The sequence below is a fragment of the Streptomyces sp. NPDC051913 genome, assembly GCF_044593635.1.
Lineage (GTDB): Bacteria > Actinomycetota > Actinomycetes > Streptomycetales > Streptomycetaceae > Streptomyces.
The window spans coordinates 103,586-126,202 of sequence record NZ_JBIUCI010000003.1; the positions used below are offsets into that span (position 1 = coordinate 103,586).

A 22,617-nucleotide genomic window follows, 5' to 3' on the forward strand; every position below is an offset into this window, starting at 1 on the left:
GCATGCTGCGTGACAGCTACGACCTCGGCTGTGACCACGGCCGAGGCGGGTCGCCGTACGGCCGAGGCGGGTCGCCGTACGGGGAACGGCACCGTCGTCGCCTGTACGCCGGTGTCCGCGCCCGGCAGCGGGTCCGGCGGGCCTGGATGGCCACCGGTTCGGCGCTGACGATCGCCGCACTCGGCGCCGTACTGATGACCCTGCCGAACTCCTTCGCCCAGGACAGCCCCACCACCCCCCGGCCGCGCCCCGCCACCTCCGCCCCGCTGCTTCCGGCACCGGCGACGGCGACGGCTCTCCCCGCCTCCACCACCGAGGGCGAGCCGCTGCCGTACGGCCTCGTCACGACCGCGAAGCCCACCACGTGATCGACGAGACCACGACGTCAGCAAGCGTGGCGGCACCCGTGGCGGCACAGTCGGCGCCGCGGCCGGGCCACCCACGGTCAACGGCTTGGGAACAGCGCCTGCGCCGCTTCGGCCATCTCCCCCGCCCGCGCGTGCCGTCCCTGCGCGACCGTCTGGTCGCCCCCTTCCCCCGGCCCCTCACCCGCTGGTCGGGCTGGGCCGGCCCGCTGCTGGTGGCGGCCCTGGCCGGAGTGCTGCGTTTCTGGCGCCTGGGCAGCCCGCACACGCTGGTCTTCGACGAGACGTACTACGCCAAGGACGCCTGGTCGCTGCTGCGCCTCGGGTACGAGGGCACCTGGCCGGACCGCAAGATCGCCGACCCGCAGGTGCTGGCCGACCCGCAGGTGATCCCGCTCTCCGACCCGGGGGTGTTCGTCGCGCATCCGCCCGCGGGCAAGTGGGTGATCGCCCTCGGCGAGTGGCTGTTCGGCCTCGACCCGTTCGGCTGGCGCTTCATGACGGCGGTGCTCGGCACGCTGTCGGTACTGATGCTGTGCCGCATAGGCCGCCGTCTGTTCCGTTCGACGGCCCTGGGCTGTCTGGCCGGCGCGCTGATGGCCGTGGACGGCCTGCACTACGTGATGAGCCGCACCGCGCTGCTCGACCTGGTCGTCATGTTCTTCGCGCTGGCGGCGTTCGGCTGTCTGCTGATCGACCGGGACCGGGCACGGGCCCGGCTCGCCGCGGCCCTGCCGCCTCCCGAGCCGGACGGCCGCACCCGCCCCCACGCCCCCACCGCCGCCCGCGCGGGCACCGGACCGCGCCCCTGGCGCCTGGCGGCGGGCGTCTGCCTGGGCCTGGCGTCCTCGGCCAAGTGGAACGGCCTGTACTTCCTGGCCTTCTTCGTCGCCCTGACCCTGCTCTGGGACGTGGCCGCCCGTCGAACGGCCGGGGCCCACCACCCCTACCGGGCCGTCCTGCGCAAGGACCTCGGCTGGTCGCTGCTCTCCCTGATCCCGGTCGCCGCCCTGACCTATCTGGCCACCTGGACCGGCTGGTTCCGCTCCTCCGACGGCTACGACCGGCACTGGGCGGACGGCCGCGGCGGCACCTGGTCCTGGATCCCGGCCCCGCTGCGCAGCCTGTGGCACTACGAGTACGGCGTCTACCAGTTCAACGTGGGCCTGGAGTCCTTCCACAAGTACGAGTCGAATCCCTGGAGTTGGCTGGTCCTGGGCCGCCCGGTCCTCTTCCACTACGAGTCCCCGAAACCCGGCACCAACGGCTGCCACACGACGACCGACTGCTCCCAGGCGATCCTCGCCCTGGGCACCCCACTCCTGTGGTGGACGGCCTGCGCCGCGCTCCTCTACCTGCTCTACCGCTGGGCCCTGCGCCGCGACTGGCGGGCCGGCGCGATCCTCTGCGCGGTGGCCGCCGGATACCTCCCCTGGTTCCTCTACCAGGACCGCACGATCTTCGCCTTCTACGCGGTGGTCCTGGTCCCCTACCTCTGCCTGGCCGTGACGATGACGCTGGCCGCCCTCCTCGGCCCCCCGGGCGCCACAGAGAGCCGCCGCACCCGAGGCGCGATCACCGCGGGCGTCCTCGTCCTCCTCATCGCCTGGAACTTCATCTACTTCTTCCCGATCTACACCGGCCAGACGATCCCGTACGCGGACTGGCATGCGCGGATGTGGCTGGACACGTGGATCTGATCCGACCGACCAGGCGAGAGACCCAAAAAAAGCCCAGCTCAGAGTCGATCTGAGCTGGGCTTCGATGGAGCCGCCTTCGGGATTCGAACCCGAGACCTACGCATTACGAGTTGTCCGATCTTGGTCCGGGGGCGTCTGTGAGTGTCTGCGGAACTGGCTTCGCACCTGGTCACGAGAGCCGCCAAACCTCGATGGACGTGCACGGACACCTCCGGAACAGCCGGCAATCGAGACCGCAACTGAGACCGCGCCTCACACAGTTGCACCCGAAGCCCCTGCCCAGTGGGAGACCAGCGAATCCACCCAACTTACTTTTCGGGGAGCGCGACCTGTGGCGAGCTCCGGCGCACCGCCTCTGAGCAGGGCCGTACTGGCCGGCACCTGTCGTCGCCTGTCGACGTTGACGACTGCCGGACGGCCCGCAGACGGCTCCGAGCAGCCCCAAGAAGCAAACACGCATTCGGTGACACACAGTCGGACTTAGTACGAGGGCACAGGGATGAGAACTTGACCATCTGGCCACGTAAGGGATGGGGAAGTTCTGGTTCATCCCTTGAGTTCACCCCCAAGGGGTTACGTTCTCGCATTGCCCTTGCCCGGCCTGCGCTGGCGGCTACGGTAGCCGCCTAGCCGTCTCGTGTGACTGCACTAGCGAGAGGGTATGGAATGACTGAGAGTGACGTACGCCTAACTTTGATCAGCCTAGGCCAACGGGCTGTAGTTAGGTAACGATCACTCGTCCGTCTTGTTGGCCCTTGGGGTGGGGGGTACAGTCATAACTGAACTGAATCGTCAGGAGTGCCCGGACTGTAGGCGGATCTATTACGAGCAAGGTCGTCGACACATGGTGGAAGCTGCCCGAACGACAGATGGCAGTTACCCATGCGATGAGTTCCTCCGAAAGCTGGAGGCATCGAGAAATAAGAAGGACCGTCGACGTCTGGCAGAAATTTTGATAGTGATAGAGGATTTTGCACACCGGCAACTAACTTTCCCGAGGGAAATCAATGATCTCGAAGATGGGATTCGGGAATTGAAGCCCGGGGATGTTCGACTCCCCTTCTTCAACGTTCCTGGGAGTGCGGCGAACGCGGTGCGCCTTACTCACGGATTCTTTAAAGGAACGTTGCGGACCCCTAGGGGGGAAATCCTCAGAGCTTTTTGGGTGCGAGAGGAGGACACGAAATCATGAAGTCTCTCTACGATCGATTTGCTGGCAGTGAAGACGGTGCCCAACTGTTGGCCGCCGCAAGGTTGCGGAGGGAAGTGCTACGTATCCTTCACCGTGCGCTGGAGGCTAGCGGGCTAACTCAATCTCAACTTGCCGATCGCCTCCGCGTCAGGAAGTCTGCGGTTAGCCAGGTTTTTCGTGGCGACGGAAATCTTCGAGTTAATACACTGGCTCATTATCTGAATGCCATGGGTTACGAGCTTGACATTCGGGTGGTCGGGGCCGGAGAGCCTCGTAAGGCCGTCCTGGAGGGGCGGGAAATGGTTCCCGCATTTGAGCAGGACTGGATCGAGATTAAATCAGGAGATCCCGTCAGCGAGGCCACTAGCGAGGAATACGCTGCTGGTCACGCCTTTTTCCACGTGGCGACCGAACCCGTTCAAATGCACTTTATTTCGCATCACCTGACGTCGCTAATGGTGGAGATGCGTATGGACCCCGAACATCCGGGCGAAGCCCTCTATGACTTCCAAGGCTACGCGGCGGAAGTAGCGCTGCCCAGCATTTCACCGGCCCAAGAATTTCACCCGATCCGAAGTGAGGCCACTTCGTGACCGATCGGCAAGGTGATTTTGCGCGGCTCAGTGATTTCGTAGCTCGCGTCGACCTGCGTGGAATAGTAGCTCAAGAATGTCATGCCGTCAGGCATTCTGGGGCCGCACCGGAACGAGCTGCGGTCTCTTTGGGCACGGCTTTCTCGTTCAGGCCTGGCGCTGTCGACTACCGTTTCACCCTGACCTGTCAGGCGTTTGAGGCGTCTAATGAACTCGTGGCTGAACTCTCGGTCGTATTGCTCACCAGCTTCACCTTCGAGGGTGACGAAGCCGGCGAGCCAGTGTACGAGGCATTTGGTGCCAACGTGGCGGTAATGACCGCCTACCCATACCTCCGGCAGCACATCCATGACCTGGCAAGCCGGATCGGTTTGGTGAATTTCACACTAGGCCTTCTGAAGCAGCCAAACAACGCCCAAGGCTTTTCGATAGTGGCAACCGGACCTGCCAGCACATAAGTGGCGCAATTGACTCGCCACCCGAAAACCCCGCCCCCGTGCTGCCCCGAAATTGACGTGGGGCATTTGAACTCACAGTTCAGATGGGGGTGGGGTACTGCCTTTGATCATACTTAAGGAGCGACCAGAGCCACAATTAGTGTCGCAAGATCACCCTCGTACAAAGAGGTACGGTTCGTCTGCCTTTGGTGGAAAACCCGGTCGCGGTACCACTGAAGGTCGCTCTCCGAGAGTAGACGCGTGGAACGCGTTACCCTTGCTGACCTTCTCCTATCGCTAGCTGTGGTGCCACCTAGACGAGTATTGGCGTGGCGCCCGCGTCGGCAGAGTACTTGCGGCCGAAAATTCCACTACGCTTTTAAATTCGACGATTCCGGATCGCTTGGAGGGTCCATGGCACAGAATCGCAAAGCTATTCCATCCGACATTAAACGCCAGGTTCGACAGCGGTGCGGGTTCGGGTGTGTCATATGCGGGCTACCTCTTTACGAGTATGAGCATATGTACGAGTACGCTCAAACAAAATCTCACGACCTTGACGAGCTCACCCTTCTCTGTGACAGGCATCACGCAGAAAAGACTAAGGGCCTGCTCCCAAAGACCACCGTCATAGAGGCGAATCAGAACCCGATCAATAGGAAAAATGGAATCTCAGAGCCATACGGCCTACACTTCTCCGGCAACCGATGCGAAGTAAACATCGGCGGGAATTGGTTTCATTCAACCTCGGCTCGACTGGTTCCTTTCATCATCAACAACCTCGAGATCTTCACCTTTGATTTTCGAGACGGTGAGCTACTGGTCAGTTGCCAGATACAGGACCAGCAGGGAAATTCGACTCTAGTAATCGATGAAAATGAGCTGATCTACGCGGTTGACTCGTGGGATATTGAATTCGTCGGAAAAACACTCACACTCAGAAACTCTCCCAGAGAGTTCCAGTTTCAGGTTACGTTTCAACCCCCCTCCCAGATAACCGTAAGTCGACTCGATATGCAATATCGAGATGTTCGCGTGTTCGTCGATCCGAATGGCTTCCACGTTCGAGGGCCCGGTGTGCGGACTCGGGACCTAGCCAATGCTTCCATGGCCGGCGGATTTGAATATGCAATTGCGCTAGACTCGAAAGTCCTCACAGCTGTGGGGTTGATCCTATAAGCGCATGGATTCTGGGCGTGGCCCACCTTGCTCTGCCCCAAGCCAGCAGCTTGGCCTCAGGGGCGGAAGTCCCGTAGGGCCGCGATCACGGCCTCAGGGTCGCCACTGTATGAAACGTGTGGTTCGTCTGCCTGAGGGGGAAAGAACCGGGCGCGGTATCGCTGAAGATCGCTCTCTGAGAAATAGATCGAGTTGGGGTCGTTCGCGTGGAACTCGTTGCGCTTACTGACCCTCTCCCAAAGCTCCTCGTGGCTGGCCGCGAGATAAACGAGCACCGGGGTGGCGCCGGCGTCGGTGGCGACGGCTCGCCAGTGGGCCCGATCCTCGGGTGTCCAAAAGCCGTGGTCAACGACCACGTCGTGTCCCGCCTTGAGCTCATCGCTGAGCTCAACAGCTATGTCCTCAAGCACCGGTCGCTCAAGGGTGGGGAAGATGCCACGGGGAAAGTCCACCCCATACACGCCATGGCGGCGGTACATCTCTTCGTCCGGGCACAGTCGTACGAACCCGCGAGCGATCAGCGCGCGGGAAAGTGTGGTCTTGCCGGAGCCAGGCAGTCCGGCCATCAGAACGCAGAACGGTGGGCGCGGCGACATCGGTCTCGTCATTGTCATGGAGATAGCTGCCATCTCCGCTTCGGCTTCGGGCGTGATTGTGCCAGCCCTACGGGCCGCGAGGAGTGACCCTAGGCGGTTTTCGAGCACGCTCGCGAGCGTGTCGTCTACCACCGTCATGCCGACACCTCCGATTCCGTGCGCCATGTGCGGCCGGGCCCTCCGAGGTCCACGCCGAATTCCACAACGTTCCCCTCGCTGTCGACGAACTTCGCCGTCATCACGACCACCGGTTCGGCCGGTGGGTTCTCCGGGTCAAGTTCTAGGAGCCGTGTGTACTCAGGGGTGAGCAGGCGCGCGGATGCGGTGTCGACGCGGTGACTGATCGGGTGGCCGGTCGCTAGCGCGATGAGCTGGAGCGATGTTCCCCCTGTCAGCCGCTCGCTCTCCGCCAGTTGGGGGATCAGCTTCCCGTATCGGGCAGGAATCCACGAAGTGCTGTGGGCCACGATGCCGTGCCTGTCTCGGTAAACACGGCTCCGGCGAATCACGTCGGAGCCCGGCTGGAGGTCCAACGCTTGGGCTACGTCAGCGGGCGCCGGCACCACGGCAGCCTGGTGGGAGTCTGATCTTTCGCCCGCTCCCCAGCTAGACCCGGTACGGCGTCCACGGTCCTGACGCTGGGAACCCGAGGACATCGGAGCAGGCTGATCGAGAACCTCTGTCCCGATCCCGTGGATGCCGCGCACCAGCCCCTCATTGCGCAGCTTGCGCAGGGCTTTTTCGGCTGTTGCGGTGCTCACTTTCCACTCTTCAGCAAGGTTCTTGATGCTAGGCAAGAGCGTTCCTGGCTCTAGTTGGCCAGACGTAATCAGCTCTGTGTAGTGGGCGGCAATCTTTGCGTACGGCGCCCGGTTGTCCGCCTGGCCTGCCATTTCGCCTGCTCCCTGTCGTCACTTCCCTGAGGTTCCCTACCTTACCGCTTGACACCACAGGGAACCCTAGGGAACCTTAGGGATGTGCCCGCCGGACAGTCCGACTGAACGGGGGGTGCTGGACCTCAATGCGCCCTAGTTCAGGGCGCATTGAGGCCAAGGGGCCCGGGACAGAGCGGGCCGAGGGCGCACCCGACCCTTGTCATTCGGGAGGGCTTAGTGACCGAAAGGTCACGTCTCCATACGCCTACAACGGGGTCACACCGCGCTACCTGATACGGGCGCGGGCCCCAAAGGAGACCTGCACTGCCTTGACCGCCGCAGCCAAGTGCTGCGGCCGGTTGCCTCCCCCGCTCGTCTCGTACGAGCGGGGTTGAGGGGAGCCGGAACACCCCCATCACTGCCTCTGAGGAGTCCTCATGGCTACTGCTGTTGAGATCGTGTCGTTCGGCTACCTGCACGGTGCGCCGCCAGCCGCGCACCTGACCATCGACCTGCGCCACCACTTCCGTGACCCGCACGTCTCACCGGAGCTCCGCTACATGACCGCCGACGATGAGCCGGTCCGCACCGCTGTACTGAACACCCCCGGCATCACGGACCTTGTGGACGCCACCGTAACGGCGGTCGCCGCGTTCGCCTCCGGCCCCAGCGCCGGGACCGTGACCGTCGCCGATGGCTGCGCCGGCGGACGCCACCGCGCCCCGACCTTCGCTCGCGCTCTGGCGGAGCGGCTGAGCGCCGCCGGATACGGCGTCGAGATCTGCCACCGCGACATGGACAAGGACGTCGTCCAGCACTGACGACTGCCCGATCCGCCGGACCAGCACCGGCGGTGAGGGGAGTCGGCCAGAGCGGCCGGCCCGTCCACCTTCTCAGGGAGCGATCGTCCATGAGCAAGCACACCAAGAACACCACCAGCGACGCGAAGAACGTGCAGGCCACGGTCGTCACGACCACCCGCGAGACCAGCACGGGCACCGAGACGCGCACGGTCGTCTTCGAGGGCGCCGCCGTGATCGTCGAGGGCGACAACCACGGCGGCATCCACCAGACCTTCAGCCGCTGACCCCCGCGCCCACGGCGCGGCCTCAACTCCTTTCAAACGGCGCGCGCCCCCGGAGCGGCTACTCCGGGGGCGCTGTTCGGGCCGTTTCCACCTGCTAGGGAGACCACGACCCATGAGCACCATCGTGACTGTTCAGGACGCTGTTACCGCGTTCGCCGACTTCATGGAGCCGACGGACGCGGAGCTGGACGCGATTGAACGGGAGATGCCGCTGATCCTGGCGGACGTCGACCTGATCGACGCGCAGATCATCACCCTTGACCGCACGCCGACCGAGGTCGACGCCCGGCGTATCCGCCGCGCCCGCCGGCGCGTGCTCGCCGAGCGGCTGGTGCTCGCCAACCGCGTTTCCGGCGCGACTGGGGGTGCGGCATGAGCAGCACCGACCCGAAGCTGACCGCCGCGCACGCCGAGGTGAAGGCGGAAATCGCCCGCACCGACAACAAGACCGCGCTGTTGCTGGCGTTCGTCGGCGCGGTCCTCGCCGGCGCCTGGACCATCGCCCGCGACCTGCCGCTGAACGTGCCCGCCTGCGTGGTGGGCGGCGCGGGGATGGCGCTGCTGGTCGCGGCGGCCGGCCTGCTGCTGCGGTCGGTACGCCCGAACCTGCGAGGGCGGCATGGCTTCCCGTTGTGGGCCACCCTCACCGCCGAGGAGATCACCCAGAACGTCACCGGCGGTGATCTCGCCGCCGACGTCGCCGGACTGTCCCGGCTCGCGGTCGCCAAGTTCACGTGCCTGCGTCGCGCGGTCGACCTCACCCTGACTGGCGGGGCCCTCCTCGTCCTCGCCCTCCTGCTGACAGTCGGGGGTGCCTCATGAGCCGGACTGAGTTGACGAAGGTTCAGATCGGGGTGCTGACGGCCGCGTTCGTGCCGATGCTCGCCACTGGTGTGGTCGGCGGGATTGGCACGTACAGCAACATCGGGCACGCCTACGGCACCGGCACCGCCCTGGGCGCGCTCGGAGCGGGCGAGGGCGCCACCGCGGTGCTCGCCCTGGTCCTGCTCGGTCTGACGATGCTGGGCCAGTCCTCCCCGCGCATCGTCCGCCTCGGACTGTGGGCCCTGCCGGCCGCAGCGTCCGTGATGGGGGCCATGGCCGCACCCGACCCGGCCCGCACCGTCATCTACGCCCTGACCCCGCTGGGCATGTCCGTCTCGGCCGAGGGCATGGCGTTCCTCGCCCGGCGGATCGTGGTGCACACCGATGGCCGCGACACGGAGCACGAGCGGCACACCGCCGACCTCGTACAGGCGCTCGCCTACCACCGCGCCCGCGCCGCCCAGCACCCGACCGATTGGGTCAGGAAGTGGTCGGAGCGCAAGTCCTGGCGCCTGGCCCGCAGGATCGGGGTCGGTGACACCGCGCTCGGATCGAGGCTGCTCGACGTGCAGCGCGATCGGGTCACCGAGGGCGCCGATGCCGCCCTCGCCGCCATGTTCGGCACCCCCACCGCCCCCGCGCTCCCCCAGAACGCGAATGCGGATGAATCTACCGAGACCATCAGGAAACGGTCTATGGCTGACCTGGGGGAATCGACCCCGCCCCCGGTCGTCACTCTGTCCCGGTTGAGCGTGCCCGATCCGGTCGCGGTCGACCTGGGCAAGTCGATCCTCCCGCTCAAGCCGATGCCCTCGATCGCCGCGACCGCCGCCCCGGCGCCGCGTTCGGTCGCGGCGGCATCGACTCCGCCGCGCGGCGTGACCGGACGCGTTCCCGACGCTGCTCGATCCCCCCGACCCAAGCGCACCTACGCGGAGTTGCTCGATGAGGCACGCACCGCGACGGCCGGTTGGCCGGACGCGAAGGTGACCGCCGAGGGCATCCGCCGGACGATCCACACCTCTCCGGCCAACGCCCGCAAGCTCCGTGACGCCCTGCTCGCCGAACGCGCCGCCAAGACTGTCGCGGCCCCGTGATGTCCGGCGTGTACGGCAAGTGCTTCGACCCAACCGGCGCCCTGCACGGCATACCCACCTACCCGTGGACGCTCGCCCCGGACGGACTGGCCACCCTGCGGCAGTTACGGGCCATGGGCCTGCGTCCGGGTGGTCAGCCGGTGCAGGCGCAGGTCATGCGCCTCCGCCGGCGGGCCGGAACGCCGCGAGTGGCCTACCTATACCGCGTCGACCTCGCCAAGCCCGTGCGGCCGATGACCCCGCGCAAGTGGGGCGCCCTCGCCCTGGCGATGCTGGCCCGCCGCACCTGCCCCATCTGCCGGGTCACCTACAGCTACTGCCTGCCGACCTCCCTCGGCTGCTGCGTGCTGTGCGCCTACCCGTCCACCACTGCTAGGAGCGCGTAATGGGCAACCCCAACACCCGCCGCCTGGACAAGGAAATCCAGAAGACGCAGGACAAGATCGAAGCGGTCCACAACGAGCAATGGTGGCCGCTGACCGCCTCGGAGCGCCGCCAGATCATGGGCGCGCTCACGCGCGGTTCCTACCGCGTGGTGCGGGGAAAGAGCACCGACCGCGCGGAACGCCGGTTGGAGGCGCTGAAGCAGTCGGTGCTGACCCGGCTGACCGCTGAGATGACCGCGTTGCAGACCGAGCGGCAGCGCATCGTCAACGAAGCTGCTCAGGCCAAGGCCGCGAAGAAGTCCGCCGGGGGGTGGCTCTGGTGAAGCCCACCCCGCCGGGTGAGTGCCCGCAGTGCTGGCAGCACGCCTACGACAAGAGCATCCACCGCAAGCTCAAGCCCCGCCAGGACTGCCCGGCGTGCGTGGATCACATGCACAACGGCTGCCCGAACCGCGTCCCCAAGAAGCAGTCCATTTGGCGGTGAGCACCCCCGCCGCGCACCCCTTGCACGTTGTGTGACCTGCACGTTCCTGCTTTGAGCGTCGGGGCGGCCGTCCCTGCCACGGTCCCGACCGCCCCGGCTCTTTCTCTCAACTCCCGCCCCGTGAGGGCAGTCAGGAGCACTCCCAGCATGACCGAGAACGTCATCAACCTGCACAAGGACACCGACCCGCCCGCCGACACGGCCACCGTGACCACGTTGACCGTGGTCCCCGACCCCGCCCCGGCACCGCTCGTGCCGTTGTGGGTGCGCTCGGGTCGCGCCATACGGCGCATCGCCACCGACGAGCGCACCACGACCGCCGCCCGCGCGATGGCCCGGCACAGTCTCTACACCCTCAACGGGGGCCGGATCATGGCCCGTCGCACGTGGGACGGACGGACCGGGGCACGCTATGAGCGCATGCTCCGCGCCGCCGAAGCGCAGGGCAACTTGGAGGTCGCGGAGGAGTGGGAGGAGCGTCTCCAGCGCTTCCGCGAGTCACGCCACCGCCGCCGCATGGACCTCCTGCACTCGCCCGAGCAGGTGGCCAGGGGCGTTGCCATGGGCACCGGGATGGGCATCGGTGTCCTGGTCGCTCTCGGGGTCGTGATGGCCCTGAACACGAAGGAAGTCGGCGATGTCATCACGCCGTTGAAGGCGACCATCGAGTTCATCGGCGCGCTGATCCACATCGTTCAGGTGGTCTGGCCGTACGCCACTGTGCTGGGCCCGCTGTTCGCTCTGCTGGGCATGTGGGCGGTCGGCCGGCATCAGCAAGCCGCACCCCAGTGGGCGCTGCCCGCCAACGTCCGCTCCGGCGAGGGCGAGCCGATCACCCCGTCCATCGTCGTCAAGGCCCTGCGGGATCTGGGCATCCCGGCGCTGCGCAACGCCATCAAGGAGATGGGGGACGTCGGCGCGTCCATGCTGGGGCCGATCACGATCGCCGGGTGCGGTGTCGAGGTCGACGTCACCCTGCCGTCCGGGGTGTCGACGAACGAGGTCCAGGCCCGCCGCCGCAAGCTCGCGGAGAACCTCACCCGGCACGAGCACGAGGTGTTCATCACGATTCCCGAGGCGGCCCGCACGGTCCGGCTGTGGATCGCGGACTCCGGCGCACTGGACGAGCCGATCGGCCCGTCCCCGCTGGTCACGGACGAGACGATGACCGCCAACTACAAGACAGGCAAGGCCCCGTGGGGCCAGGATCTGCGCGGCGATGCGGCAGAGCTGAGTGTGTTTCAGCGGCACCTGCTGATCACCGGCCGTTCCAATCAGGGCAAGACCGCCTCGCTGCGCTCCCTGGCGCTGTGGCTGGCCCTGGACCGGTCGGTGCAGTTCTGGCTGGGGGATCTGAAGGGCATCGGCGACTGGAAGATGTTCGACGGCATCGCCGAGGTCCTGATCCAGGGCCCGACCGACGACCACGTCATCCAGGTGACCGAGATGGCGGAAGCGGCCGTGGACGAGATGAACCGCCGTATGGAGGTGCGCCGCACCGACCCGAACGCGGTCTTCCCGCCGCTGATCGTCATCGTGGACGAAGCGCAGGTGGCGTTCATGTGCCCGGTCAAGGACGAGGACAAGCGCCCCTACGGCGGTTCGTCGTCCACCTCCCGGTACTTCATGGCCGCCCGCAAGCTCCACAACCAGGGCCGCGCGGTCGACGTGCTGCTGTGGCAGGGCACCCAGGACCCCACCGACCAGAACCTGCCCAAGCTGGTCCGCGAAGGCGCACACACCCGGGCCTCCCTCGTGGTCGGCACCGAATCACAGTCCCGCATGGCGCTCGGAGATAAGGCCGTCGACGACGGAGCCGCCCCGCACCTGCTCAGGCAGGGTCTGGACAAGGGAACGCTGGTCGTCGCCTCCGACGGCATCGCCATGCCCAAAGGCCAGTCGTCCATCACGGTGCGCACGCACTTCATCGGCGACGACGACGCCGAAGCGGTGGCCGCCCGCGCCAGGGCGCTGCGCAGCGGCATCGCCACCCTCACCCTGATCGAGCGGGGCGAGGAGCGTGACCCGCTCGCCGACATCGCCGCCGCCATCGGCGAGGCGCCCCGGCTGTTCACGGCCGACGTCCTCAAGCGGCTCGCGACGCTGAACGAGGACGCCTACGGCACCTGGACGAACGGCGACCTCAAGCGCGTGCTGGAAGCCGAGGGCGAGGAGCCGAAGAAGTCCCACGGCCGCATGGTCGTCCACCGCGATCACGTCCTGCGCGCCCTCGCCCACCGCGACTCCGACGGTTCCGCTTCCGCCTCCGAGTAGCGGGGAGGCGCACCCTCCCGTGCCGGGGAGGCGGGGAGAACTCCCCAACCGCCTCCCCGGACCGCATCCCCCGCATTGATCAGCGAAAACATCGTTTCGGGGAGGCGGGGAGGCGCGCAGGCCAGACCCCTGAGACCCCCTCCACAGGGCACCCCGAAGGGGGTGCCTTCGCCTCCCCGACCCGTGTTCGGAAGGGATTCCGCATGTACCCCGAACCTGCCCGCCACACGGCCGCTGAACGGGCCGTGGAAGTCCATCAGCCGACCCCGATTCAGCCCGTCGTCGTCCAACAGGCGACCCCGATGGTGCAGGTGCAGCCCGGCCACGTCCCCAGCGTGGCGAGCGTCGTCCTGCCCGACGGCCGCGTCGTCACCGGCTACGCCATGACCCACATGCAGCCCGAACCGATCGCCGCCAAACCGCCCGTCTCCCGCGCGGCCGTCAACGTCGCCCTCGGAGGCGTCGGCTTCCTCGCCGTGTGTGGCGGGCTGCTGCTCCTCACCACGTTCATCACCGCCCTTACGGCGCTGATCACTCAGCTCATCACCCTGGCCGCCGTGATCTTCGGCGGATGGATCGCCGTGCAGGTGCTCGGCACGCGTAGCCACGGCGGGGGAACGACCGTCAACATCCGCAAGGCAGTGATCAAGCGGAACAGGTTCTACGGCTGACGCTGCATCGCCGGCTAGGGCTGGGCGTAGGCGAGGGGCCAGCCTGCGAAGCCCTCTTCGGTCTGATAGACCAACTCCACATACTCCTCACCGAGAAGATCCTTCACATCCGCAGTGGGCTCACTCGGCAGCAGGACAGCGACCCGCAACAAGTCCTTACGCCCCGGGATGTGCCGGCGGTAGTCGGCCAACTGCCCGATCGCCATGCGGACATTGGCGCGCGTCGTCTGCCCCTTTGCCTCGTACAGCACGTGATCGGTCGCGTCGTACAGGTCGGGCGTCAAAGCCCCTGCCTCGCCCGCGATCGTGATCTGATAGCTGTGCGTCTCATGGCCGGCCGCGGCCAGATGCGCCGCGAACGCCTTCACCAACTCGCCTTCGCGACGCAGCACCTTGCGCTGCCCGGCGGGGATGTTCGCGACCGTCTCCGCGGTGGCGTGCTGCTCGGTCTTCTTCGCCTTCGCGCCGCTCTGCTTAGGCAGTACCGCCGGCGCCGATACCGCCGCCATGGGGTCGATGACCTCAACGGCCGTTTCCGTGGCGGCCGGCAGCTTGTCTGCCTCGGTCCACGCCGGCGTCGTTCCCTCCGCCGGCCGCAGCCGGAAGACCAGCACGTTGCGCATCACCTTGTCTTTACCGGGCCCGCGACGCACCTCGTACGGCTTGATGGGGTCCACCACCATCTGACCGATGTAGCGCTGAAGCTTCGCCCCGCTGTCCTTTGCCTTGCCGTGGGCGACGAACAGATGCAGTTCGCGCTGCTGCTTCACATGGCTCAGCAACGACTTGTTGCGCCCTGACGGCTTCTGGTCGCCGTTCGCGCCGGCACCCGTGTACAGGTACAGCGGGCCGAACTCATCGTCTTCGGCCCGGCCATCGAAGGTGTAGCCGTACTCCTCGCCCGCGGACGGGTCGGAGTACACGAACACCTTGCCCGCGGCATCGGCCGGCTCGATGCCCTGAAACGTGCCGCAGCCATAGGCAGCCGCGATGGCATCGCGCGTCGTCACCAAACCCGGCACAAGATCAACGGTCGTCGTCATGGGCGCGACCCTAACCGCCCCCACTGACAACCTGCCGCGGCATTTTTCGCGCCGGCAGCAAGCGGGCGGCCCCCTCATTCCGCCAAGAACCGGGGCCGCCCTTGTCCAACCGTCCCTCTACAGACCTGTTGGAGGTCTCCCAGCATGACCCAAGCCACCGACATCCGGCGAGAGGGCAACCGGCCCTTACAGCCCGCCGATCACCTGGGCACGGCGCTCCAGCTCGCGGCCGGCGGTCTGCCCGTGCTCCCTCTACGGGCGGGGAAACTGCCGTTCGGGAACTGCCCCACCTGCGCCCGCAACGCGTGCGGCGGCCGGCCCAACATGCGGACCCCCGGCCGTTGCGCCTGCCCGGCCCCGTGCCACGGATGGGCCGCAGCCACCACCGACCCCCACGTCCTCAACTCCCCGGCGTGGGCGCGAGCATGGCGGGAAGCGGCGGCAGTTGCCTATCACCCCGGCGGCGCCGGCCTCACCATCGTCGACCTCGACACCACGGACGCCATCGCGTGGGCCCGCGCCACCCTGCCCGACACACGGACCGTTCCGACGACGCGCGGTGAGCACTGGTTCTACCTGGGGACCATGCCATCCTCGAATGCGGTCCGGCCCGGCGTGGACGTCAAGTCCCTTATGCAATACGCCCGTTGGGTCGCACCCTGCGAGGGCGCGACAGCCCCGCTGCCGGACGTTGTGCGCTCCCTGGTGGTAAAGCAGGCACCGAAGCCTCTCAGGGCGCCACAGAGCCTCACAGCGCCCGTACCGGGCATTCGGGGCGCCTGCCCGCACCGTACTCCCGCCTACCTCGCCCGTGGCCTCGCCATGGCAGAGCAGCGCATCACGGAAGCCCGTAGCGAGATCCACGCGACGGTCTACCGCACGTTCCTCGCCGTGCTCTCCACCCATGGCCGTTGCGGCTGCCTCAGCGAAACGCACGTGGCCCGGCTGTTCACCGCCGCGCAGGCCAAGGGCGAAACGGCCCGGCACTGCACCGACGCGTGGACCAACGCCCGTACCAGGTTGGGACTCTGAGCATGTCCGACGACGACAAGAACCCCGCTCGCGAGGTCATCGCCGACTACGCGCACTCCCACTTCCGCTACTTCCGCACCGCCGAAGGCACCGTCTACGCACAGAAGAACGGCCACCCCGTCGCCCGCCCCATCCGCTCCCAGGGCACCACCGGAAGCCACCGCCAAGAACTCATGGTCGGCCTCTTCCGTGACGGGGTCGGCGTCTTCAACGGCACGGCACTCAAGGAGGCGTTGGACTTGATCGAAGCACTCGCGCTGTCCGAGGACGTACAGCCCGTGCACATCCGCGTCGCCCCCGGCTTCGACGGGGCCACGTGGCTGGACCTGGGCCGCGCCGACGGACAGTCCGTCCGTATCCACCCCACCGGATGGGACATCAAGGTCCCCGACCCGCGAGAGGTGTGCTGGCGGCGCACCCAGCTCACGGGGGAACTGCCGCTGCCCGCCAAGGACACGAACGGCAAGGGAATCGATCTGCTGCTCGGGCTGTGCAACTTCGCCACGGCAGAGACCGAGTGCCTGGCTCTCGCCTGGCTCATCGGGTGTCTCGGGCCGTCCGTGCCCGTGCCCGCGCCGTTCCTCACCGGTCCCCAGGGCGCCGGCAAGTCCACCGGCGGCCGCATGCTCGTCCGCATCATCGAGGGCATGACGGGGGATCTGCGCCGCGCGCCGAAGGATGAGGAGAACCTGATCGCGGCGGTCGCGGCAGGATGGGTGACCGCGCTGGACAACCTCTCCTACATGACCCCGGACCTCTCCGATGCCATGTGCTGCATCGTGACCGGGGCCGAGAGCGTCAAGCGCGCCCTGTTCACCGACGGCGACGTCTACCGCCTCGGCTACCGCCGCCCCCTGCTCCTGACCGGAATCGACGTCGGCGTCATCCGCCCCGACCTCGCCGAACGGCTCCTACCGCTACGCCTGGAACGCCCGAAGGTGCGCCGCACGGAAGCCGAACTATGGACGGAGTACGCACAGGCGCTGCCCGTCGTCCTCGGCTCGCTCCTGGACCTCACGGTCAAGGTCCGCGCCGTGGACGCGGACACACCCACCGACCTGCGCATGGCCGACTTCGCCCACCTGTGCGCGCAACTCGACGGCGCCACCGGCTGGGGGTCGCTCGCCGCCTACCGGGCCAGTCTCGACGACCTCAACGACGACGTCATCGAAGGCGACCTCCTTGCACAGACCGTCCTCCGCCACGCCGACACCATCGAACCGGGCGAGGCGCAGCGCAGGACGTCCACCGAGTGGCTGCACTGCCTCAACCTCCTCTACAGCGGCGAAGACTGCCGCGCGCTGCCCAAGGGGTGGCCGACCACGGGCAAAGTCCTCTCCGACCGCCTCAAGCGACTCCAGCCCACCCTTGCCGCCCGCGGGGTGCTCATCGACTCCGGGCGCACCAAAGAGGGCCGCTACCTCGAAATGACCCGCGCCACCACCGCGCCCCAGCACGAACAGCAGACGTTCTGACCGCACCTGCGACAAGCAAGAAGAGCACGCCTCCCCCGCGACGGGTGCTCTTCTTGCTGTTCGGCGCCGCGGCGCCGCCCGTAGGACGTGCCGCGCAGCGGCTCCTTCTTCACGTCCTGAGCCGCACCGCACCACTACAGACACCCCCTCTTTTTTTCCTAAGTAGGGGAACGCTGCGTCACCTGCGTCACCAACACCCCGCAAACGGCATGTGACCTGCGCGGACAGGGGTGACGCAGAGCCCTTCGGCTGCGTCATCCTGCGTCACCTGCGTCACCGATGACGAACAGCCTGCGTCACCGATGACGCAGCCCGCCCCCGCTGCGTCACCAAGAAACCCCAGGTCAGACGCCCTGAATGACGCAGGTGACGCGGTGACGCAGAAATCCGCACCTCGGACGCACGCGGGCAGCCGCACGCGCCATCACCCGAACTTCTCAGAGCACCCCGAGCAGCCTCCGAGGAGAGACACCTGATGACCACCGCCCTCGCACCCGACCAGTTGCTCTACACCCCCACCGAGGCCGCAAAGGTCCTGCGCTTCGGTCGCTCCACCGTCTACGAGCTGATGGCCGAAGGGTCCCTGAAGTACGTCAAGCGCGGTCGCGCCCGCCGCATCCGCCGCAGCGACCTTGAGGCCTACGTGAACAGCCTCGAACCCCTGCCCAACTGACCCACGCGCACCCGAGGCGGCCCCGGACCACCAGTCCGGGGCCGCCTCCCGCATGGAGGACCACATGAGCCCCCGCAACGCAAACATGGAATCGTCCATCTACGAGGGCAGCGACGGTTGGTGGCACGGCCGCGTAACCATGGGCGTCAAGGACGACGGCAGCCCCGACCGCCGGCACCGCCGGGCCCGGACCGAGGCGGAAGTCAAGCGCAAGGTCCGCGAGTTGGAAGCCCTCCGCGACAAGGGCCGCGCACCCAAGGCCGGCCGCAAGCCCACCGTCGAACAGTGGATGACCACCTACCTCACCGACATCGCTTCGTTGAAGCTCAAGCCGCGTTCCCTGGACGACTACTGGTCCAAGACCCGCAACGACATCATTCCCGGCATTGGTAAGCACCGGATCGACAAGCTCCAGCCGGAACATCTTGAGCGGATGTACCGCGTCATGCTCGACGAGGGACACGCCCCATCCCACGTGCTCAAGGTCCACCGCATCCTGTCCCGCGCCCTGAAAATCGCCCACCGCCGCCGCCTCATCGTCGAAAACGTGGCGACCCTGGTGGACCCGCCCACGGTCGACGAGACCGAGGCGAACCCCTTCTCCAAGGAGGAGGCCAAGGCCTTCCTGGAAGCCGCGGCAAGGCGGCCCAACTTCATGCGGTGGTGCGTCGGCGTCGGCATGGGCTTCCGCCAAGGCGAGACGCTCGGTCTCCGGTGGCCGTACGTCGACCTCGATAACGAGCTGTTCCACCCGCAATGGCAGCTCCAGCGACTCACGTGGCGCCACGGCTGCAAGGACCCGCACGCGTGCGGCGCCCGCCTTCACCGCTTCGAGCCCTGCCCGCCCGACTGCAAGACCCACAAGGACTACAAGCGCGGGTGCCCCAAGCCTTGCCCGAAGGACTGCGCCCGGCACGCCAGTGCCTGTCCCGAGCGCAGGAACGGCGGATTGGTCTTCACCCGGCCCAAGACGAAGAAGAGCACGAACCCCGTCCCCATCCCCCCGCCGTTCATCCCATACCTGCTGGAGCACAAGGAGCAACAAGAGGCGATGCGAGCAGCGGCAGGCGACCAGTGGCAGGAACACCAAGCCGTGTTCACCCGACCGGACGGCCGCCCCCTCGATCCCCGCGCGGACTGGGCCGAGTTCAAGGAGCTGCTGGAGGAAGCCGGAATCGACGACCGCCGCCTGTACGACGGCAGCCGCCACACCGCTGGCACGATCCTCAACGAACTGGGCGTAGACATGCCCACGATCATGGAGATCCTCCGCCACACCCAGATCAGTCAGACCCGCCGCTACGTGAAGGGCAGATCCCACCTCTCCAAGGACGCCATGCGCCGCATGGGAGACCACTTCATGCCGGGCCCGGAACTCCCAACTGAGACCACAACTGAGACCGAGGACCGACGCGCGGCCCGCGCACGTCGCCGACGTCGCGTCCGATGAACACAAAAGCCCAGCTCAGACACTGTCTGAGCTGGGCTTGAAAAGAGCCGCCTTCGGGATTCGAACCCGAGACCTACGCATTACGAGTGCGTTGCTCTGGCCATCTGAGCTAAGGCGGCGCGCCGTCCGCACCATGGTGCGGTCAGCAACGTCGGTAAGTCTACACAGTTTCGAAGGGTGCTCCGCACCAGCCCCGGAGGGGGTCGTTCCGGGGCTGGGAGGGGTGCGCTAGGAGCAGCGCTTGCCCTGCGTCGGGGGCGTCCCGTGGAGCAGGTAGGTGTCGATGGCGGAGTCGACGCAGGTGCTGCCGCGGCCGTAGGCGGTGTGGCCGTCGCCCTCGTAGGTGAGGAGACGGGAGGAGGTCAGTTGGGCGGCCAGGGCTCGGGCCCAGCGGTACGGGGTCGCCGGGTCGCGGGTGGTGCCGACGACGACGATCGGGGCGGCGCCGCGCGCGGTGATGCGGTGCGGCTCACCCGTGGCCCGCACCGGCCAGTACGCACAGTTCAGCGAGGCCCAGGCCAGGCCCTCGCCGAAGACCGGGGACGCCTTCTCGAAGTCGGGCAGCGCCTCGCGCACCTCGTCCGGCGTGGAGAACGCAGCGGGCAGGTCGAGGCAGTTCACGGCCGCGTTGGCGAACATCAGGTTCGAGTAGCGGGCGTCGGCGTCGCGCTCGTAGTAGCTGTCCGACAGGAACAGCAGTCCGGCGCCGTCGTTCTCCTTCATCGCCGACGTCAGCGCCTCGCGCAACTGCGCCCAGGCGCCCTCGTCGTACATCGCCGCGATCACCCCGGTCGTGGCGAGCGCCTCGCCCAGCTTGCGGCCGTCCGCGTCGCCGGTGGGGATCGGGTGCGCGTCAAGCTTGCGGAAGAAGGCCTTCAGCCGGGTCCCGACCTGGTCCGCCTGCTTGCCCAGCGGGCAGTCCGGCTGCTGCACGCAGTCCCGCGCGAACGACTGGAACGCCGTCTCGAACCCCGCCGTCTGGTCCAGGTTCATCCGCCGGGCGGGCAGGGACGGGTCCATCGCGCCGTCCAGGACCAGCCGGCCGACCCGGTCCGGGAAGAGGCCCGCGTAGGTCGCCCCGAGGAACGTCCCGTACGACGCCCCGACGTACGTCAGTTTCGCGTCGCCCAGCGCGGCCCGCAGGATGTCCATGTCCCGGGCCGCCTCGGCGGTGGAGACATGGCGCAGCAGCTCCGGCGACCGCGCCCCGCACCCCTCCGCGAACCTCTTGTACGCGTCGACGAGTTCGTCGGTCTCCTCCGCGTCGTCGGGTGTCGTGTCGGTCTGCGTGTACGCGTCCATGTCCCGCCCGTCGAGACACTCCACGGGCTCGCTGCGGGCGACGCCACGCGGGTCGACCGCCACCATGTCGTACCGGGCACGGACCTCGGCGGGGTAGCCGATCCCGGCGTACGCCTGGAGGTAGCCGACCGCGGAGCCGCCCGGCCCGCCCGGGTTCACCAGCAGTGAGCCGAGCGCCTTGCCGGAGCCGGTGGCCTTCTTGCGGGCGACGGCGAGGCGGACGTCACCGGCGTCCGGCTTGTCGTAGTCGAGCGGCGCCCTCATCGTCGCGCACTGGAAGCCGGGGACACCGCAGCTGCGCCAGCTCAGCTTCTGTTCGTAGTACGACGTGAGCGCGGCCGGCGTGGCCTTCGGCAGCGCGGCCAGCGCCGCCTCCGCGGCCGAGCTCGGAGAGCCCGTGGCACTCCCCGAGGAGCAGGCGGAGACGAGCAGCGCGGCGAGGGCGAGCACGGCACCGCCGGTGCGGGAACGCCGGGGGCGCGGCGGGGCGGTCGGGGCTGCGGAGCGAGGACTGCGCCTGAGGTACATCACGCGAGCGTAACTCTGCGCAGTGGTGCGAATGCCCTGCGTACACGATCGGGCTCGTACGAGTTACCTGGTCAACCTCCGGTTGATCGTGGGGGGGAGCAGGAGGGGGCGGGACGGATCCGTATCGCGGTCGGTCAGCCGGCTCGCAGTGCCATCGTCATCGCCTCCACCGCGAGCAGCGGCGCCACGTTGCGGTCGAGGGCGTCGCGGCAGGCGGCGATCGCCTCGATACGGCGGAGCGTGGACTCCGGGGAGCTGCCACGGGCGAGCCGCTCCAGGGCGTCCTCCGCGTCCGCGTTGGCGATGGCGACCCGGGAACCGAGCTGGAGGGCGAGGACGTCGCGGTAGAAGCCGGTGAGGTCGGTCAGCGCGACGTCCAGGCTGTCGCGCTGCGTGCGGGTTCTGCGGCGCTTCTGCTTGTCCTCCAGGTCCTTCATCACGCCCGCCGTGCCCCGCGGCAGCCGCCCGCCCTGGACCGCGCCCAGCGCCGCCTTCAGCTCCTCGGTCTCCTTGCCGTCCATCTCCTCGGCGAGCAGCTTGGCGTCCTCCGCGGCGGCGTCGACGAGTTCCTGCGCGGCCTTGAGGCAGCCGCCCACGTCGTCCACGCGCAGGGGCAGCTTCAGGACGGCGGCCCTGCGCTCCCGAGCGGCCGGGTCGGTGGCGAGTCGGCGGGCCCGGTCGACATGGCCCTGCGTGGCCCGGGCGACGGCCGCCGCCACGTCGGGCTCGATGCCCTCACGCCGTACGAGAAGGTCGGCGACCGCGTCCACGGAGGGGGTCCGCAGGTTGAGGTGCCGGCAGCGGGAGCGGATGGTGGGCAGGACGTCCTCGATGGAGGGGGCGCAGAGGAGCCAGACGGTACGGGGGGCGGGCTCCTCGACCGCCTTCAGCACGGCGTTGGCCGACTTCTCGTTCAGCCGCTCGGCGTCCTCGACGAGGATCACCTGCCAGCGTCCGTTGGCCGGTGACGTGAAGGACTTCCGGACGGTGTCGCGCATGTCGTCGGCGAGGATCTGCGCGCCCACGGCGGCGACGGTGGTGACGTCGGCATGCGTGCCGACGAGGGCCGTATGGCACCCGTCGCAGAACCCGCACCCGGGAACCCCGCCGAGGGCCCGGTCCGGGCTCACGCACTGCAATGCCGCCGCGAAGGCCCGCGCGGTCTGCGTCCGCCCGGCTCCCGGCGGGCCGGTGAACAGCCACGCGTGCGTCATCTTCGACGCGGTGGGCGGCGGCGCGTCGGAAGCGGCGGCGGTGACGAACGCGTCGGCATCCCGAGCGGCAGCGGTCAGCTGCTCACTCACCTTCTCCTGTCCGACGAGGTCGTCCCAGACGGTCATGGGTCACGCCGCC

At 67.7% G+C, this 22,617-nt stretch carries 24 protein-coding genes and 1 tRNA gene; 19 read left to right on the forward strand and 6 right to left on the reverse strand.

Annotated features, from left to right (window positions below):
- Positions 1-2: 2 nt before the first annotated feature.
- The 5 genes from ACIHIX_RS09435 (at position 3) to ACIHIX_RS09455 (ending at position 5,466) form a co-directional block, all read left to right on the forward strand.
- A complete protein-coding gene (locus ACIHIX_RS09435; RefSeq protein WP_399952226.1) occupies positions 3-368 on the forward strand; it encodes a hypothetical protein in 366 nt (121 codons plus the stop codon).
- Positions 369-406: 38 nt separating this feature from the next.
- Positions 407-2,065, forward strand: a complete 1,659-nt coding sequence (locus ACIHIX_RS09440) for a dolichyl-phosphate-mannose--protein mannosyltransferase (protein ID WP_399953747.1) — start codon at positions 407-409, stop codon at positions 2,063-2,065.
- Between the two features lie 1,188 nt (positions 2,066-3,253).
- Entirely contained in the window at positions 3,254-3,850 is a 597-nt protein-coding gene (locus ACIHIX_RS09445; RefSeq protein WP_399952229.1) for a helix-turn-helix domain-containing protein, read from the forward strand.
- On the forward strand, positions 3,847-4,308 hold the full coding sequence (locus ACIHIX_RS09450) for a hypothetical protein (protein WP_399952232.1): 462 nt from the start codon (positions 3,847-3,849) through the stop codon (positions 4,306-4,308). The genes ACIHIX_RS09445 and ACIHIX_RS09450 overlap by 4 nt, the downstream gene beginning before the upstream one ends.
- Positions 4,309-4,809: 501 nt before the next feature.
- Positions 4,810-5,466, forward strand: coding sequence for a hypothetical protein (locus ACIHIX_RS09455; protein WP_399952234.1), 657 nt, complete (start codon positions 4,810-4,812; stop codon positions 5,464-5,466).
- 56 nt (positions 5,467-5,522) lie between these two features.
- On the opposite strand, the gene ACIHIX_RS09460 is transcribed toward ACIHIX_RS09455, so the two are convergent.
- Both ACIHIX_RS09460 and ACIHIX_RS09465 read right to left on the reverse strand, forming a co-directional pair.
- The gene (locus ACIHIX_RS09460; protein WP_399952237.1) at positions 5,523-6,200 is read right to left on the reverse strand and encodes an AAA family ATPase; all 678 of its coding nucleotides are present in this window, start codon (positions 6,198-6,200) and stop codon (positions 5,523-5,525) included.
- Entirely contained in the window at positions 6,197-6,955 is a 759-nt protein-coding gene (locus ACIHIX_RS09465; protein ID WP_399952239.1) for a GntR family transcriptional regulator, read from the reverse strand. The genes ACIHIX_RS09460 and ACIHIX_RS09465 overlap by 4 nt, the downstream gene beginning before the upstream one ends.
- Positions 6,956-7,374: 419 nt before the next feature.
- Between ACIHIX_RS09465 and ACIHIX_RS09470 the strand changes: the two genes are divergently transcribed.
- From ACIHIX_RS09470 to ACIHIX_RS09515, 10 genes are all read left to right on the forward strand, one after another.
- Positions 7,375-7,758 (forward strand): ATPase, encoded by a 384-nt coding sequence (locus tag ACIHIX_RS09470; RefSeq protein WP_399952241.1) that lies wholly within the window; start codon positions 7,375-7,377, stop codon positions 7,756-7,758.
- Between the two features lie 89 nt (positions 7,759-7,847).
- Entirely contained in the window at positions 7,848-8,024 is a 177-nt protein-coding gene (locus tag ACIHIX_RS09475; RefSeq protein WP_399952244.1) for a hypothetical protein, read from the forward strand.
- Positions 8,025-8,136: 112 nt separating this feature from the next.
- Positions 8,137-8,400, forward strand: coding sequence for a DUF6284 family protein (locus tag ACIHIX_RS09480; RefSeq protein WP_399952247.1), 264 nt, complete (start codon positions 8,137-8,139; stop codon positions 8,398-8,400).
- Complete coding sequence (locus ACIHIX_RS09485) at positions 8,397-8,846, forward strand: Pycsar system effector family protein (RefSeq protein WP_399952250.1); 450 nt, start codon at positions 8,397-8,399, stop codon at positions 8,844-8,846. The genes ACIHIX_RS09480 and ACIHIX_RS09485 overlap by 4 nt, the downstream gene beginning before the upstream one ends.
- Positions 8,843-9,946 carry a conjugal transfer protein gene (locus ACIHIX_RS09490; RefSeq protein WP_399952253.1) on the forward strand — a complete coding sequence of 368 codons (1,104 nt, stop codon included), beginning with the start codon at positions 8,843-8,845 and terminating at the stop codon, positions 9,944-9,946. Before ACIHIX_RS09485 ends, ACIHIX_RS09490 begins: the two co-directional genes overlap by 4 nt.
- The gene (locus ACIHIX_RS09495; RefSeq protein ID WP_399952256.1) at positions 9,946-10,332 is read left to right on the forward strand and encodes an RRQRL motif-containing zinc-binding protein; all 387 of its coding nucleotides are present in this window, start codon (positions 9,946-9,948) and stop codon (positions 10,330-10,332) included. The genes ACIHIX_RS09490 and ACIHIX_RS09495 overlap by 1 nt, the downstream gene beginning before the upstream one ends.
- On the forward strand, positions 10,332-10,655 hold the full coding sequence (locus ACIHIX_RS09500; RefSeq protein WP_399952259.1) for a hypothetical protein: 324 nt from the start codon (positions 10,332-10,334) through the stop codon (positions 10,653-10,655). Before ACIHIX_RS09495 ends, ACIHIX_RS09500 begins: the two co-directional genes overlap by 1 nt.
- Positions 10,643-10,816 carry a pRL2-8 gene (locus ACIHIX_RS09505; RefSeq protein ID WP_399952262.1) on the forward strand — a complete coding sequence of 58 codons (174 nt, stop codon included), beginning with the start codon at positions 10,643-10,645 and terminating at the stop codon, positions 10,814-10,816. Before ACIHIX_RS09500 ends, ACIHIX_RS09505 begins: the two co-directional genes overlap by 13 nt.
- A gap of 147 nt (positions 10,817-10,963) precedes the next feature.
- Entirely contained in the window at positions 10,964-13,090 is a 2,127-nt protein-coding gene (locus ACIHIX_RS09510; protein WP_399952265.1) for an FtsK/SpoIIIE domain-containing protein, read from the forward strand.
- Positions 13,091-13,293: 203 nt separating this feature from the next.
- Positions 13,294-13,761 (forward strand): hypothetical protein, encoded by a 468-nt coding sequence (locus ACIHIX_RS09515; RefSeq protein WP_399952268.1) that lies wholly within the window; start codon positions 13,294-13,296, stop codon positions 13,759-13,761.
- Positions 13,762-13,775: 14 nt separating this feature from the next.
- Here the strand turns inward: ACIHIX_RS09515 and ACIHIX_RS09520 are convergent, their stop codons facing one another.
- On the reverse strand, positions 13,776-14,804 hold the full coding sequence (locus ACIHIX_RS09520; RefSeq protein ID WP_399952271.1) for a hypothetical protein: 1,029 nt from the start codon (positions 14,802-14,804) through the stop codon (positions 13,776-13,778).
- A gap of 144 nt (positions 14,805-14,948) precedes the next feature.
- On the opposite strand from ACIHIX_RS09520, the gene ACIHIX_RS09525 reads away from it, so the two are divergent.
- The 4 genes from ACIHIX_RS09525 (at position 14,949) to ACIHIX_RS09540 (ending at position 19,434) form a co-directional block, all read left to right on the forward strand.
- Positions 14,949-15,836: a bifunctional DNA primase/polymerase gene (locus ACIHIX_RS09525; protein WP_399952274.1), complete on the forward strand. Its 888-nt coding sequence runs from the start codon at positions 14,949-14,951 to the stop codon at positions 15,834-15,836.
- 2 nt (positions 15,837-15,838) lie between these two features.
- Entirely contained in the window at positions 15,839-17,311 is a 1,473-nt protein-coding gene (locus tag ACIHIX_RS09530; RefSeq protein ID WP_399952276.1) for an ATP-binding protein, read from the forward strand.
- A gap of 475 nt (positions 17,312-17,786) precedes the next feature.
- Positions 17,787-17,984, forward strand: coding sequence for a helix-turn-helix domain-containing protein (locus ACIHIX_RS09535; protein ID WP_399952279.1), 198 nt, complete (start codon positions 17,787-17,789; stop codon positions 17,982-17,984).
- Between the two features lie 64 nt (positions 17,985-18,048).
- Positions 18,049-19,434 carry a tyrosine-type recombinase/integrase gene (locus ACIHIX_RS09540; RefSeq protein WP_399952281.1) on the forward strand — a complete coding sequence of 462 codons (1,386 nt, stop codon included), beginning with the start codon at positions 18,049-18,051 and terminating at the stop codon, positions 19,432-19,434.
- A gap of 45 nt (positions 19,435-19,479) precedes the next feature.
- On the opposite strand, the gene ACIHIX_RS09545 is transcribed toward ACIHIX_RS09540, so the two are convergent.
- From ACIHIX_RS09545 to ACIHIX_RS09555, 3 genes are all read right to left on the reverse strand, one after another.
- Positions 19,480-19,553 (reverse strand) — tRNA-Thr (locus ACIHIX_RS09545).
- A gap of 109 nt (positions 19,554-19,662) precedes the next feature.
- Entirely contained in the window at positions 19,663-21,264 is a 1,602-nt protein-coding gene (locus ACIHIX_RS09550; RefSeq protein ID WP_399952284.1) for an alpha/beta hydrolase, read from the reverse strand.
- A 134-nt stretch (positions 21,265-21,398) separates the two neighbouring features.
- Positions 21,399-22,604, reverse strand: coding sequence for a DNA polymerase III subunit delta' (locus ACIHIX_RS09555; RefSeq protein ID WP_399952286.1), 1,206 nt, complete (start codon positions 22,602-22,604; stop codon positions 21,399-21,401).
- Between the last annotated feature and the right edge of the window lie 13 nt (positions 22,605-22,617).

Bases quoted from the DNA above. Each gene is read 5' to 3' on its own strand.
- ACIHIX_RS09535 (WP_399952279.1), top strand. From the start codon at position 17,787: ATGACCACCGCCCTCGCACCCGACCAGTTGCTCTACACCCCCACCGAG.
- ACIHIX_RS09510 (WP_399952265.1), top strand. From the start codon at position 10,964: ATGACCGAGAACGTCATCAACCTGCACAAGGACACCGACCCGCCCGCC.
- ACIHIX_RS09485 (WP_399952250.1), top strand. From the start codon at position 8,397: ATGAGCAGCACCGACCCGAAGCTGACCGCCGCGCACGCCGAGGTGAAG.
- ACIHIX_RS09445 (WP_399952229.1), top strand. From the start codon at position 3,254: ATGAAGTCTCTCTACGATCGATTTGCTGGCAGTGAAGACGGTGCCCAA.
- ACIHIX_RS09475 (WP_399952244.1), top strand. From the start codon at position 7,848: ATGAGCAAGCACACCAAGAACACCACCAGCGACGCGAAGAACGTGCAG.
- ACIHIX_RS09495 (WP_399952256.1), top strand. From the start codon at position 9,946: ATGTCCGGCGTGTACGGCAAGTGCTTCGACCCAACCGGCGCCCTGCAC.
- ACIHIX_RS09480 (WP_399952247.1), top strand. From the start codon at position 8,137: ATGAGCACCATCGTGACTGTTCAGGACGCTGTTACCGCGTTCGCCGAC.
- ACIHIX_RS09550 (WP_399952284.1), bottom strand. From the start codon at position 21,264: ATGTACCTCAGGCGCAGTCCTCGCTCCGCAGCCCCGACCGCCCCGCCG.
- ACIHIX_RS09540 (WP_399952281.1), top strand. From the start codon at position 18,049: ATGAGCCCCCGCAACGCAAACATGGAATCGTCCATCTACGAGGGCAGC.
- ACIHIX_RS09500 (WP_399952259.1), top strand. From the start codon at position 10,332: ATGGGCAACCCCAACACCCGCCGCCTGGACAAGGAAATCCAGAAGACG.
- ACIHIX_RS09435 (WP_399952226.1), top strand. From the start codon at position 3: ATGCTGCGTGACAGCTACGACCTCGGCTGTGACCACGGCCGAGGCGGG.
- ACIHIX_RS09470 (WP_399952241.1), top strand. From the start codon at position 7,375: ATGGCTACTGCTGTTGAGATCGTGTCGTTCGGCTACCTGCACGGTGCG.
- ACIHIX_RS09455 (WP_399952234.1), top strand. From the start codon at position 4,810: ATGTACGAGTACGCTCAAACAAAATCTCACGACCTTGACGAGCTCACC.
- ACIHIX_RS09490 (WP_399952253.1), top strand. From the start codon at position 8,843: ATGAGCCGGACTGAGTTGACGAAGGTTCAGATCGGGGTGCTGACGGCC.
- ACIHIX_RS09520 (WP_399952271.1), bottom strand. From the start codon at position 14,804: ATGACGACGACCGTTGATCTTGTGCCGGGTTTGGTGACGACGCGCGAT.
- ACIHIX_RS09515 (WP_399952268.1), top strand. From the start codon at position 13,294: ATGTACCCCGAACCTGCCCGCCACACGGCCGCTGAACGGGCCGTGGAA.
- ACIHIX_RS09530 (WP_399952276.1), top strand. From the start codon at position 15,839: ATGTCCGACGACGACAAGAACCCCGCTCGCGAGGTCATCGCCGACTAC.
- ACIHIX_RS09465 (WP_399952239.1), bottom strand. From the start codon at position 6,955: ATGGCAGGCCAGGCGGACAACCGGGCGCCGTACGCAAAGATTGCCGCC.
- ACIHIX_RS09460 (WP_399952237.1), bottom strand. From the start codon at position 6,200: ATGACGGTGGTAGACGACACGCTCGCGAGCGTGCTCGAAAACCGCCTA.
- ACIHIX_RS09525 (WP_399952274.1), top strand. From the start codon at position 14,949: ATGACCCAAGCCACCGACATCCGGCGAGAGGGCAACCGGCCCTTACAG.
- ACIHIX_RS09555 (WP_399952286.1), bottom strand. From the start codon at position 22,604: ATGACCGTCTGGGACGACCTCGTCGGACAGGAGAAGGTGAGTGAGCAG.